The 12,384-nt window shown below is 62.2% G+C and carries 12 protein-coding genes; 5 read left to right on the top strand and 7 right to left on the bottom strand.

Annotation, left to right across the window (positions count from 1 at the left end; all coding sequences use genetic code 11):
• Nucleotide 1: 1 nt before the first annotated feature.
• From ABIE18_RS18745 to ABIE18_RS18735, 3 genes are all read right to left on the bottom strand, one after another.
• On the bottom strand, nucleotides 2–361 hold the full coding sequence (locus ABIE18_RS18745; RefSeq protein ID WP_216926769.1) for a YciI family protein: 360 nt from the start codon (nucleotides 359–361) through the stop codon (nucleotides 2–4).
• Between the two features lie 132 nt (nucleotides 362–493).
• Nucleotides 494–1,309, bottom strand: a complete 816-nt coding sequence (locus tag ABIE18_RS18740; protein ID WP_431116851.1) for a methyltransferase domain-containing protein — start codon at nucleotides 1,307–1,309, stop codon at nucleotides 494–496.
• Between the two features lie 44 nt (nucleotides 1,310–1,353).
• Nucleotides 1,354–1,863 carry a MarR family winged helix-turn-helix transcriptional regulator gene (locus ABIE18_RS18735; RefSeq protein ID WP_499724105.1) on the bottom strand — a complete coding sequence of 170 codons (510 nt, stop codon included), beginning with the start codon at nucleotides 1,861–1,863 and terminating at the stop codon, nucleotides 1,354–1,356.
• 164 nt (nucleotides 1,864–2,027) lie between these two features.
• Between ABIE18_RS18735 and ABIE18_RS18730 the strand changes: the two genes are divergently transcribed.
• The gene (locus ABIE18_RS18730; protein ID WP_499724104.1) at nucleotides 2,028–4,199 is read left to right on the top strand and encodes an MMPL family transporter; all 2,172 of its coding nucleotides are present in this window, start codon (nucleotides 2,028–2,030) and stop codon (nucleotides 4,197–4,199) included.
• Between the two features lie 4 nt (nucleotides 4,200–4,203).
• Here ABIE18_RS18730 and ABIE18_RS18725 read toward each other — a convergent pair whose 3' ends face one another.
• From ABIE18_RS18725 to ABIE18_RS18715, 3 genes are all read right to left on the bottom strand, one after another.
• Nucleotides 4,204–6,444 (bottom strand): PEP/pyruvate-binding domain-containing protein, encoded by a 2,241-nt coding sequence (locus ABIE18_RS18725; RefSeq protein ID WP_499724103.1) that lies wholly within the window; start codon nucleotides 6,442–6,444, stop codon nucleotides 4,204–4,206.
• Nucleotides 6,445–6,474: 30 nt separating this feature from the next.
• A complete protein-coding gene (locus tag ABIE18_RS18720; RefSeq protein ID WP_499724102.1) occupies nucleotides 6,475–6,957 on the bottom strand; it encodes a GNAT family N-acetyltransferase in 483 nt (160 codons plus the stop codon).
• 77 nt (nucleotides 6,958–7,034) lie between these two features.
• Nucleotides 7,035–7,427 carry an ArsR/SmtB family transcription factor gene (locus tag ABIE18_RS18715; protein WP_499724101.1) on the bottom strand — a complete coding sequence of 131 codons (393 nt, stop codon included), beginning with the start codon at nucleotides 7,425–7,427 and terminating at the stop codon, nucleotides 7,035–7,037.
• Nucleotides 7,428–7,537: 110 nt separating this feature from the next.
• On the opposite strand from ABIE18_RS18715, the gene arsB reads away from it, so the two are divergent.
• Genes arsB through ABIE18_RS18695 form a run of 4 tightly spaced genes read left to right on the top strand, consistent with a single transcriptional unit; the run spans nucleotide 7,538 to nucleotide 11,496 of the window.
• A complete protein-coding gene (arsB, locus tag ABIE18_RS18710) occupies nucleotides 7,538–8,665 on the top strand; it encodes an ACR3 family arsenite efflux transporter (RefSeq protein WP_499724100.1) in 1,128 nt (375 codons plus the stop codon).
• Nucleotides 8,655–9,077, top strand: a complete 423-nt coding sequence (locus ABIE18_RS18705; RefSeq protein ID WP_431116844.1) for an arsenate reductase/protein-tyrosine-phosphatase family protein — start codon at nucleotides 8,655–8,657, stop codon at nucleotides 9,075–9,077. The genes arsB and ABIE18_RS18705 overlap by 11 nt, the downstream gene beginning before the upstream one ends.
• A 28-nt stretch (nucleotides 9,078–9,105) precedes the next feature.
• Nucleotides 9,106–10,095, top strand: coding sequence for a thioredoxin-disulfide reductase (gene trxB, locus ABIE18_RS18700; RefSeq protein WP_499724099.1), 990 nt, complete (start codon nucleotides 9,106–9,108; stop codon nucleotides 10,093–10,095).
• Nucleotides 10,096–10,122: 27 nt separating this feature from the next.
• Nucleotides 10,123–11,496 carry an FAD-dependent oxidoreductase gene (locus tag ABIE18_RS18695; protein ID WP_499724098.1) on the top strand — a complete coding sequence of 458 codons (1,374 nt, stop codon included), beginning with the start codon at nucleotides 10,123–10,125 and terminating at the stop codon, nucleotides 11,494–11,496.
• A 3-nt stretch (nucleotides 11,497–11,499) separates the two neighbouring features.
• Here ABIE18_RS18695 and ABIE18_RS18690 read toward each other — a convergent pair whose 3' ends face one another.
• Complete coding sequence (locus ABIE18_RS18690; RefSeq protein WP_377653338.1) at nucleotides 11,500–12,357, bottom strand: prephenate dehydratase; 858 nt, start codon at nucleotides 12,355–12,357, stop codon at nucleotides 11,500–11,502.
• Nucleotides 12,358–12,384: the final 27 nt, after the last annotated feature.

Below are 12,384 nucleotides of genomic sequence, written 5' to 3'. Positions count from 1 at the left end.
ACTAGACCTCCGGCGGGCCGTCCGGGATAGCGCGGAGCTCCACCACCTGGGAGTACTTGACGATGCTCGAGCAAATTTCCACGGCACGTTCCTCGCTGGCGACGTCCACCACCCAGTACCCGATCAGCGATTCCTTCGACTCGGCATACGGGCCGTCCGTGGTGATGACGCCATCCGGGGTCTGCTTCACGAGCTTCGCGGTGCTGCCATCAGCCAGCCCTGCGTTGAAGACGAGTTCACCGGAGTCGCGGAGGTCCTTGTCGATCTGGATCATGAACCCGATCATTTCCTTGACCCACTCCGGATCGGCCGTTTCCATCATGCCCTCGGCGGACCCGAACATCATGATCATGTATTTCATCTCAAACTCCTTATGAAGTGGCGCCCTGTTTGGGTGCTTTCACTCATGGGTCGGAACTGCGGGGCGCTTTTCTACATGGCTCGGCAAAGTTTTTGCGAAATTTCTTTCCTGACCTAGGAAGCCACGCGCAACCTAGGCCCGGGCGATCACCTCGCCGTTGGGAATGAGGAAGTAGCCATCGTCCGTGGCTCCCCAGCGGTGCCAGCCCGCAGCGATCCGGGCGAGGTCGGCCTCATTGGCGAACCCGTATTCGAGGGCTTGCTCGGCAAAAGCGGAGTGGAGGACACGTTCGCTCCACACACGGGACTGCCATGCCCGTTGTTGGGCTGTGGCATAGAGCCAATTGCTGCTGCTGGGTGCCACTTGGGCAAAGCCTGCCTGCTGCGCCCACGACACCAATCGACGGCCGGCATCCGGTTCGGCACCGTTGCGCCGTGCGATCTTCTGGTAGAGCTCCATCCAGTCATCGAGCTCGGGGACTTCCGGGTACCAGCTCATGCCGTGGAAATCGGCGTCGCGGACGGCCACGATCGCGCCCGGTTTTGCCACGCGGCGCATCTCACGCAGCGCGGCGACGGGATCGGTGAGGTGCTGGAGGACTTGATGGGCGTGGACGAGGTCGAAGGTCTCGTCCTCAAACTCGAGATCGTAGATGTTGCCGGTTCGGAACTCCACGTTGTCTACGCCACGATCCTTTGCCAGTTCCGTTGCCTGGGCGACGATGTCCGCCGAGCGATCCAAGCCGATGACCTGCGCGGGTGCAACCAGCCCCGCGAAATCGCACGTGATGCTGCCCGGTCCGCACCCGACGTCGAGGACCGACGTCCCCGGGGTGAGATGCGGAATGACAAACGCGGCCGAATTCTCGGCCGTCCGCGAGGCGTGGGCCCGGACAACCGACTCGTGGTGCCCGTGGGTGTAAACATCTTCAGGCTGCTGCGCGTTCATAGGGAAACGCTACAACTTCGCCGGTGGATTTAGGCGGAATGCGGTTAGTTGCCGTTCTCCGCGGTTTCCGTGCGGGCCGCTGCGGTGGCCTCGATCATGTCTGTCATGAAGCGTCGGACAACGTCCAGTTCGTCAGCACTGTAAGCGCCCATGGCTTTGCCCATTCGCAGAGCCAGCGGCATGAACATGGCACTTCCATCCCGGTAGGCCTTTGGTGTCATGATCAACTGGATCTGGCGCCGGTCCGTGCCGACACGTTCGCGCACCACGTGTCCCGAGGCGTGAAGCCGGTCCACCAACGCGGTAGTGGCGGGGGAACTCAGGCGTAGTTCGTTGCGCAGGACGCCAGGTGTAACAACCCGGCCCGCGGCAGAATGTCGCATGATCACTGCAAGGGCGTTGAGATCCGTCCGGTGCATATCGTTCCGGCCGCCGGCTGCGTCGACGTAGTGGTTGGCTTCCAGGGTGAAGTCCTGAAGGAGCCGCACCAAGTCCTGGGGTGCCGTTGTTTCCGGGCGTTCGCCACCGGGGTGCGGGCCTGAAACTTCAGCCATCCTGCCCTCCCACCTGCGTTCGACCGTGATTACTGCCCTGTCGGATATTACTCCCAGCCCAACAGGAATCCGGCATCAGTAAATGGTTCACTGTTGGAATAGTTCCATGGTAGAGATATTCTGTGGTGGAATAAAGACTTTCCCATGTCTCGGAAGAAGGACCCATGAACCCGAAGAAGGTACCTTTCTGGCTTCGATGGCTGGTGCCGGTGGTGCTTGTCATCATCTGGCTTGGCATCGCCGGCGTTGGCGGCCCAACGTTCGGGCGGTTGGACGAGGTCTCCTCCAATGACCAGGCTTCGTTCCTCCCGGCAGGCGCCGAAGCGACGGAAGCAGGCAACCGGCAGGCGAGGTTCCGGGACTCCAAGGAGATCCCTGCGGTGGTCATCGTTGAGAACGGGACCGCCTTCACCCCGGCCCAGCTTGGCGAAGCAGCCCAACTGAAAGCTGACATCGAGGCACTCAGGCTGGGTGACGCCGTCGTCGGGCCTCTTCCCTCGGAGGACGGGAAAGCGGTCCAGTTCATCGTGCCAATAGCATCTTCGGATGAGCTGCGTGACAAGATCCAGGAGCTCCGAGACGTTGTTCAACCGGGTGCCCCGGAGGGAATACGAGCGTTTGTCACGGGTCCCGCGGGCCTGACCGCTGATCTGGTGAACGCGTTCGGCGGTATCGACGGAATCCTCCTGCTCGTCGCGCTTGGCGCCGTGTTTGTCATTCTGCTGCTCGTGTACCGCTCGCTCGTGCTGCCTCTGGCGGTCCTCCTGACATCGGTTTTTGCGCTTTGCGCAGCCATTCTCCTGGTGTTCGCGATGGCCAAACTGGGGTGGATCCAGCTGAACGGCCAGAGCCAAGGCATCCTGTCCATCCTGGTGATTGGTGCGGCCACGGATTATGCGCTGCTGTATGTGGCCCGGTTCCGCGAGGCCCTGACCCACACAACCAACCGTACGAGGGCAGTGCTCACAGCATGGAAGGCCTCCTTCGAACCGATCCTCGCGTCCGGCGCGACAGTCATCATCGCCCTGCTTTGCCTGCTCTTCTCCGATCTGAACTCCAACAAGGCGCTGGGCCCTGTGGCAGCCGCCGGAATCCTTTGCTCGCTCTTCGCCGCGCTTACCCTCCTCCCGGCGCTCATGGCCCTGCTGGGCCGCGCCGCCTTCTGGCCTTTCCGTCCCAAGCTCCTGCCCGACGACGAAGGCGAACCTGAGCTGGTTACTGGACTTGAAGGGCAAAAGGGCCTGTGGCGCGCAACTGCTTCCTTGGTTTCCCGCCGGCCGCGCGCCGTATGGGTGGCTTCGGTCCTGCTGCTCCTGGTGGCCTCAGCAGGAGTCCTGCAATTGAAGGCCAACGGTGTCCCCCAAACGGACGTCATCCTCTCGGCCTCCGACGCCGTGGACGGCCAGGACGCGCTGGCGCGGCATTTCGACGCCGGCAGCGGCAGCCCCGTCGTCGTGGTCGCTTCCGAAGATGCCGCGCAGGAAGTGCTGGACAAGGTCAAAGGGGCCGACGGCGTGGGGGACGCCTATCTCCTGGCTGACGGAAATGTGCCCATCACCGGCGCCCCGGGCACTCCGACCGATCCTGCCGTCCGTGAGGGCAAGGTGCTGATCAATGCGACGCTCGACTCTGCCGCCGACTCGATTCAAGCTGAAGAAACAGTTAAGTCCTTGCGGGTGGCAGTCAAAGAGGCCGGCGCCGACGCCTTGGTCGGCGGGGTTACTGCCACTGCGCTGGACACCAATACCACCGCGCAGCGCGACTTGGTGGTCATCATCCCCATCGTCCTGGTGGTCATCCTCTTCATCCTGATGCTTCTGCTGCGCTCCGTTGTGGCGCCTGTGCTGCTGGTGTTGTCCGTGGTCCTGTCCTATGCGGCAGCAATGGGCGTCTCGGCCTGGGTCTTCAACGGCGTCTTCGGATTCTCAGGAGCCGATGCCACGGTTCCCCTCTTCGGGTTCGTCTTCCTGGTGGCATTGGGTGTGGACTACAACATCTTCCTGATGAGCAGGGTGCGTGAGGAATCGTTGAAGCACGGGACACGGCCTGGAATCCTGCGTGGGTTGGGCGTTACAGGTGGAGTGATTACGTCAGCCGGTGTTGTGTTGGCTGCTACCTTTGCCGCCCTCGGAGTCATTCCCATCATGTTCCTGGTGCAGTTGGCGTTCATCGTGGCCTTCGGGGTACTGCTGGATACCATTCTGGTCCGCTCACTGTTGGTGCCCGCACTCGCGTACGACATCGGACACCGGATTTGGTGGCCAGGGAAGCCCGGCCGCCAGGCTGATGCGGTGACGCGTCCCCGGGAGGAGGAGCGAACGGCGGTGGGGCGGTAGTTCGTTATTCGGCTGCGACGACGTAGCCCGCGCCTCCGTCCACGGTGACTCGTTGGCCCGTCCTGAGCAATCGGGTTGCGTTGCCGGTTCCCACGACTGCGGGTATGCCGTACTCCCGGGCAACCAGCGACGCGTGGGCGGCGAGGGTGCCGCCGTCGGTGACCACCGCGGCGGCCCGAGCGAAAAGGGGCGTCCAGGCGGGTGCGGTGGATCGCGCTACGAGTATCTCGCCGTCGAGGAAGCTGTCGAATTCCTCCAAGCCTGACATAACCCGCACTCTGCCCGTGGCGCGTCCAGTGCTGGCCGGGTGGCCGACAATCGCACCCGCAGGAACCTCGTGGGTTGTCCTGGCTGCCTCAACTGCGCTCGCCACGGGATCACCTCCGAATCTGCCCGGTTCCCCAATGATGAGTGGTGCGTCCAGACGCCGTTGCATCTGCCATATTGCACGGCGGTTTCCTACCAGCTCCCTTTGGTCCACCGACGCGTTCATCACCTCACTCAGGTGGAGGAAATGGATGTCCTGCGGGTCCTCGATGGCTCCTGCGGCAGCGAGGATTTCTCCCAGCCGTTTGGCGCAACGGCGCAGGACCGGCCATCCCAGGGTGAGGTAAAGGGACTGTTCTTCCCGAAGGGCGGCGTAGTACTGGGCCATCGTTAGGAGGGAATCAAAGCGGGTGAGGACCCTGGGACTATCAAGCAGCACTGCCCTGGCCGCCGCTTCGGCTGCGTTCCGCTGTGCGTCGAGCGCCTCCTTTCCTGCGGTGGTTGAATCCGTTTGAGGGCTTCGGATGCCGGCCTCGCCGTAGGTCGGGTGGTACCAGTCGAGAGAGTAGACGGCCGATCCCGATGGTGTCGCAGTGCTGCCGGTGAGGCCGCGGAGGAGTGCCTGATGGCCGAGCAGCCCTGCGGGTTTGTCGCTCAGGGAAGCGGCTAGGTGCTTTTGCCAGAACCTGGCCAGGGCCGCTTCGATTTTCCAAGCAGATCCACCCACCACGGCCAAGGACCAGAGGTAGGTTCCCGCCTGCCGGGCGATGGCATCCACAAGCTCGATGAGCCTTGCCGGGGAAGCTGTGTCCACCTCTTGCTCGGCACTGCGCACGAGTTCCCGATAGTCGGGCAGCAGCTGGTGTCGCCATTTCAACTCCAGCCCATGGAGAACAGCGCGGTGTGCCGCAGCCGGATTGCGGGAGACCCGGAGAAGGACGTTGAAAAGGAACCATGGCAGGCGACCACGGCTTCGAACTATCAAAGGTGCCACAATCCTTGGGGACGGAATTGGCGGGGCGTTGTAATACCAGCCGTTGACGGAGCCGTAACGAAACGGCACCCGCACCTGAATATCGTCCTCCATGCCGTCGAGATACCCGGCCTCGATCCGGGGCAGAAGCCAGTCCTCGAACAGCGGCGTCATGGGATCTGGAAGCCATTCACCGAGCCTGAAGTTCCGTGCCCATAGGCCTTCGCCCGGAGCCGTCCAAGCTACTGGCGTGGGAACCGCCGTCATCGGGCGGGCCTGAAGAAGGAACAAGGCACCGTCGTGGTCCAGCGCCCACTCGATGTCTTGCGGCACTCCCGCTCGTTCGTGGATCCGACGGGCCAGCGCCGCTACTTGCCGTGCTTGGTCCGAGGTGAGGATGCTGCCGTCCCTGTTGCACATGGTGGCGCTGGCGCGGACTGTCCATTGCTCTCCGACTGCTTCACCGGACACCAGCGACTCCCCAAGACCGGCGACGGCAGTGACAATGGTTTCGTCGAGGTCGCCGGTCAGTGGGTTGGCAGTAAAGGCAACGCCGGCGGCATGGGGCTGGACCATCTGTTGAACGAGTACCGCCATGGAAGGGCTTGCCGCATCGCTGCGGGCCGCCGCTCCGAGAGCCGTCTCATACACAGCAACACGTTGCTCCGCAGCGGAGGCAAAGCATTGCCCGACAGCCTTCTCGAGGTCATCCCGCTCAACGTTCAGCAAGGTTTCGTAGAGACCTGCATAGGAAGCGCCGGCGAGGTCCTCGGCGGCGGAAGAGGACCTGACAGCGTACGGCCCCGGCCCTATCCTGCCGGCAGCAACTTTCAAAGCGCCCGCGAGATTATTGCCGAGTTGCCCGACCACCTCCGACGTGACGACGAACCCCGCTGGCACCTTGAAACCCTCTGCCGTGAGCTCGGAAAGAGTGGCTGCTTTGCTACCCAACACCGTGCGGTCCGCGCTCGCAGAGCCAAGCTGCGGCAACTCACTGATAGCCATGGCTCTCCCTCTTCGCAGACACTTGCGGTTTCAGACAGTCGCGGAGCGTCTTTCGATCATTATGGTGTCGCGCCATTGCCCCGCCCATGGGCCAATGGGCATCCGGGCAATCCGATGCCGTCGGCCGACAACCGTGAAGCCCTCCGCAACATGCAGCCGGAGGCTCGCTTCATTCTCGGGAAAGACGCTGGCCTGGATCGTCCAGATTCCTGCTTCTTCCGTGGACGTGATCAGCGCGCGGAGAAGGACCTTGCCTACACCCAAACCACGGGCTTCCCCGCCCACGTAAATGGAATGCTCCACGACGCCCGCATACGCTGCACGCGAGGAGATGGCGGATACGGCTGCCCAACCGAGGATCCGGCCTCCTGCTTCCGCTACCAGCCGGTGATCTTTGAGCCTTGTAGCGTCGAATTGCTCCCACTCAGGAGCAGCGGGCTCAAACGTGGCGTTCCCGGACTCGATGCCTTCAGTGAAGATCTCCCGGACCACCGGCCAATCGGTACGGGTCATTTTGCGGATCCGGACCTCGCTGTTGACTAATGACGGTCTTGTCCATGTAGTCTCCCTTGGCCCTGCAGCCTCCCTTGTCACAGGGTCTCCAGCAGGCCGGAAGTGCGCTCAATGGCACCCGGGACCAAGGAGTAGTAAGCCCATGTGCCCCGCTTTTCGCGGTGCAGAAGACCGGCATCCACGAGGATCTTTAAGTGGTGTGAGACTGTCGGCTGGCCGAGGTCCAAGGGCTCGGTGAGATCGCAGACGCAAGCTTCGCCGCTGTGTGCGCTTTTGACGATGGACAACAGACGAAGGCGGTTGGGATCGGCCAGCGCCTTAAACACGGAGGCGCGGACCTGGGCCTCATAGGCATCGAGGGACGGCTGGGCTGAAGGCTCGCAGCAGGCTTCATCGCCAGCACTTGCCGGCCTATCCACAGCTGGGAGTTCGTCCGCGTGCAGCAGTTGAAGGGTTTGCGGGGAGTCCATATATCCATTATGCACATAGATTGACAATCATCGATATAGCTGCTGATACTTATATCGAACTTTATCAATCTAATGCCCTGGCTGTTGCCGGGCAGAATTCCAGGAGCCTGGTGAGCACGCCGACGCAGACCACAGCCCGTAAGCCTGAGGGCGGCGCCGCCGTCGTAGGACGGCTTTCGGCAGTGGACCGTTTGCTGCCGGTGTGGATCATCGCCGCCATGGCGCTGGGCCTGATTTTGGGAGGTCTCGTCCCGGGCCTCAATTCGTGGCTGGAAGCAGTGAAAGTTGGCGAGGTGTCCTTGCCAATTGCCGTCGGGCTATTGGTCATGATGTATCCGGTTCTTGCGAAAGTGCGATACGACCAAGCAGGCAGAGTGCTGACGGATCGCCGGCTGATGGTTACCTCCTTGGTTATCAACTGGCTTTTAGCTCCAGCGTTCATGTTCGGGTTGGCCTGGATTTTCCTTCCTGACCTGCCCGAATACCGCACAGGACTCATCATCGTCGGCTTGGCCCGCTGTATCGCCATGGTGATGATCTGGAACGACCTCGCTTGCGGTGATCGAGAATCGGCTGCCGTGCTGGTATTTGTTAATTCGGTATTCCAAGTGATCGCGTTCGGAGGGCTCGGCTGGTTCTACCTCCACTGGCTTCCGGCGCTCCTGGGCCTGCCCACCACCAGTGCGGACTTCTCTTTCTGGGCCATCACGGCATCGGTAGTGGTCTTCCTGGGCATTCCACTGCTGGCAGGCTTCCTCACCCGGAGGCTGGGTGAACTGGCGAAGGGCCGCGACTGGTACGAAGCCCGCTTGCTTCCAAGGATCGGGCCCTGGGCGCTGTACGGGTTGTTGTTCACCATCATGCTGCTTTTCGCCATGCAGGGTGGAACTATCATGGCCCGACCGTTGGATGTCCTCCGGATTGCGCTGCCACTGCTGGTCTACTTCCTCGTGGTATTCGGGGCGGGGATCGCGCTGGGCAAATGGCTGAACCTCGGTTACGCCAAAACCGTCACACTCGCCTTCACTGCGGCTGGCAACAACTTTGAATTGGCCATCGCCGTGGCCATTGGCACCTTCGGCGTCGCGTCCGGTCAGGCGCTTGCCGGCGTCGTTGGGCCCTTGATTGAAGTACCCGTACTTGTTGCACTTGTCTATGTGGCCCTCTGGGCACGCAAGCGCTATTTCACTCCCGCGATGATCGCTGCCCCACCCTTGGAGGAGAAGCATGACCACTGAAACCAACAAGAAGCCCTCCGTCCTGTTCGTCTGCGTCCACAATGCCGGCCGATCCCAGATGGCCGCCGCGTTCCTGACCACCCTCGCCAAGGGGGAGATCGAGGTCCGTTCCGCCGGTTCCCAGCCCGCCGACAAGGTCAACCCGGCCGCCGTCGAGGCCATGGCCGAACTGGGCATCGACATGTCCGCAGAAATCCCGAAGGTACTCACCACCGAAGCCGTCAAGGAATCCGACGTCGTCATCACCATGGGCTGCGGTGATGAATGCCCGTACTTCCCCGGCAAGCGGTATGAAGACTGGGTCCTGGAAGACCCAGCTGGCCAGGGTGTTGACGCAGTCCGGCCTATTCGGGATGAAATAAAGACCCGCATCGAGGGCCTGATCGACTCCCTCATCCCTGCCTCCAAGTAATCCGGCTTCCCGCATAGGAGAGATTCTCGTGAGTAATGACGTCAGCGCCGAACAACTGATTATCATCGGCTCGGGCCCGGCCGGCTACACCGCGGCCATCTATGCCGCCCGGGCAGGGCTCAAACCGCTCGTCCTTGCGGGCTCGGTCACTGCAGGTGGCGCTTTGATGAATACCACCGATGTCGAAAACTTCCCCGGATTCCCGGGCGGTATCCAGGGTCCCGAGTTGATGGACGGACTCCAGGAGCAGGCGGAGAAGTTCGGCGCCCGCATCGTGTTCGACGACGTCACAGAAGTCGATCTGAAAGCTCACCTCAAGCGGGTGGTCACCGGCGCGGGGGAGACGCACGAAGCGCCCGCTGTCATCCTCGCTACTGGCTCGGCCTACAAAGAACTAGGACTGCCGGAAGAGAAAAAGCTCAGCGGACACGGAGTGTCCTGGTGCGCCACCTGTGACGGCTTCTTCTTCCGGGAACAGGACATCATCGTGGTCGGAGGTGGCGACTCTGCCATGGAAGAAGCCACGTTCCTGACACGTTTCGGCAAGTCCGTCACTGTCGTGGTCCGTAAGGGTGAGCTCCGTGCCTCGCGCATCATGGCCCAGCGGGCCAAGGACAATCCCAAGATCAGCTTCGCCTGGAACTCCGCCGTCACCAAGATCCACGGCGACACCAAAGTCACAGGAGTGACTCTCACTGATACCCGCACTGGAGAAACCCGGGAACAGGCTGCCACAGGAATCTTCGTTGCCATCGGTCATTTGCCCCGCACCGAGCTTGTCGCCGGGCAGGTAGACCTCGACGCTGAGGGCTACATCAAGGTCGATTCGCCCACCACCTGCACCAATCTCTCCGGGGTCTTCGCATGCGGGGATGCAGTGGATCACCGGTACCGCCAGGCGATCACCGCCGCCGGAACAGGGTGTGCTGCAGCGCTGGATGCTGAACGATTTCTGGCGGCGCTTGAGGACGCAGACAGCATAGCTACGGCACTGGTGGAAGAACCCACCCACGCCTGAGCATCTTCAACGATGAAAGAGGACACCATGGAGTCAGCGAAGAACCTTCCCGTCGCGGTGATCGGTGCCGGCCCGGTCGGTTTGGCCGCAGCAGCGCACTTGCTCGAACATGGCCTCGAACCAGTCATCTTTGAAGCTGGACCCGCTGCAGGTGCCGCCATCGAACAATGGCGCCACATCCGGCTCTTCTCGCCTTGGCGTTTCAACATCGATGCCGCGGCCGTCCGCCTCCTGGAACAATCAGGCTGGGAATCACCGCGCCCCACTGCGCTGCCTCATGGCGGGGAACTCATCGACAACTACCTCACCCCGCTGGCAGCCATGCCGGTCATGGCGTCCCGGTTGCAGACGGGGGCCCGCGTTATCGCAGTTACCCGCCTGGGGCTGGACAAGACCCACGTCCGTGACCGGGACATCACTCCTTTCCTGGTCAGGGTGGAGCACGCAGGCGGCGAAACCCGTGATCATGTTGTGGCTGCCGTCATCGATGCCTCAGGAACGTGGTCAACCCGCAATCCACTGGGCACCTCAGGCCTGCCCGCCATTGGCGAAGAGACTGCGGCGGACCGCATATCCTCGCCCCTTCCTGACGTCACAGGGCGGGACCGGAGCAGCTTTGCCGGCCGTCGTGTCCTCGTGGTGGGCGCTGGACACTCGGCTGCGAACACCCTGATCAATTTGGCCGACCTCTCCAAGGACGAACCCAATACCCGGATCCTGTGGGCCGTGCGAGGCGGATCTGCAGATAAGGTCTACGGTGGCGGAGCCGCGGACGGATTGCCCGCCCGGGGTCAGCTCGGCGCCAGGCTTCGTCGGCTCGTCGAGGCCGGAAGCATCGAACTGCACACACGTTTCGGCATAGTTGGCCTGAAAACGCTCGATTCCGGAGTGAGCGTTGAATCTGTTGACGGACGCACGCTGGATGTCGATGTCATCGTTCCCTGCACCGGCTTCCGCCCGGACCTGGAGATCCTGCGCGAACTCCGTCTCAACCTCGATCCTGCCGTTGAGGCACCCACCGAGCTCGGCCCACTGATTGACCCCGAATTCCACTCCTGCGGCACTGTCCCTCCACACGGTGCCAAGGTGCTGGCACATCCAGAGAAAGACTTCTACATCGTGGGTATGAAGTCCTACGGCCGTGCCCCGACCTTCCTGCTGGCCACGGGCTATGAGCAGGTCCGTTCAGTCGCCGCCGCACTGGCTGGTGACCACCAAACGGCGGACACGGTGCATCTGGAATTGCCCGAAACCGGAGTCTGCTCTACCGACGCCGGGACCAGCTGCGATGTTCCCGCCACGGTCATCAACGAAGAAGCGGAGTCGGGCTGCTGTGCTTCACCCGAACCAGCTTTCGTCGGCTTCCCGACCGGACTCGCGCACGGCCGTTCCGGGAATTAGTCGCTAGGCGTTGACGGTGTTCCGTTCGCGATAGCCATCGGCGGCGTAGACGCCCAGAATCCGCACCTCCGTGGTGAAGAATTCCAGCTCCTCCAGCGCCCGGCGGAGACGAGCGTCCGCAGGGTGCCCTTCGACGTCGGAGATGAACATGGTGGCCGCGAACTCGTTGCCCACCATGTAGCTCTCAAGCCTGGTCATGTTCAGGCCGTTGGTCGCAAAACCACCCAGCGCTTTGTAGAGCGCTGAGGGGACGTTGCGCACACGGAACACGAAGCTCGTGATTGCGGGACCGGGGAGCTCCTCCTTGGTGGGGATTTCGCGTTCCCGCGCCAGAACTACAAAGCGAGTGGTGTTGGTGGGGTCATCCTCGACGCCGGAGGCCAGGACGTCCAGACCGTACAAGCCTGCAGCCAGTGGAGGAGCGAGGGAGAGCTTACGGGGATCGTTCCAGTCGCGCACTTCCCTTGCTGATCCCGCAGTGTCTCCGGCGATGACTGGCTTGAGGCCGGCTTCCCGGATGATCTTGCGGCATTGGCCCAAAGCATGGATATGGCTGTGAACCTCTGTTGCGCCTTCAATGGTGCTGCCTGGAATGCCCAAGAGGTCGAATCGGATCGGCAGGAAGTACTCGCCCACGATTTGCAGCTTGGACTGGGGGAGCAGTACGTGGATGTCAGCCACACGTCCGGCGATGGAATTCTCAATCGGGATCATCGCCAGCTCGACTTCGCCCGTGGAAACCAGTTCAAACGCGTCCTCGAAGCTGGCGCACGGCACGCTTTCGAGTTCGGGGAACATTTCCTTGCACGCGAGATCCGAATTGGCTCCCGGTTCACCTTGATACGCAATCTTCTGGGCCATGGTGCTCATGCTTTCACGCGGAGCACC

Origin of the sequence: Arthrobacter sp. 2762 (assembly GCF_040548745.1) — a bacterium.
In the GTDB taxonomy this organism is placed as follows: domain Bacteria; phylum Actinomycetota; class Actinomycetes; order Actinomycetales; family Micrococcaceae; genus Arthrobacter.
The sequence above is the reverse complement of the archived record's forward strand: the minus strand, read 5'-3'. Positions and strand labels throughout refer to the sequence as shown.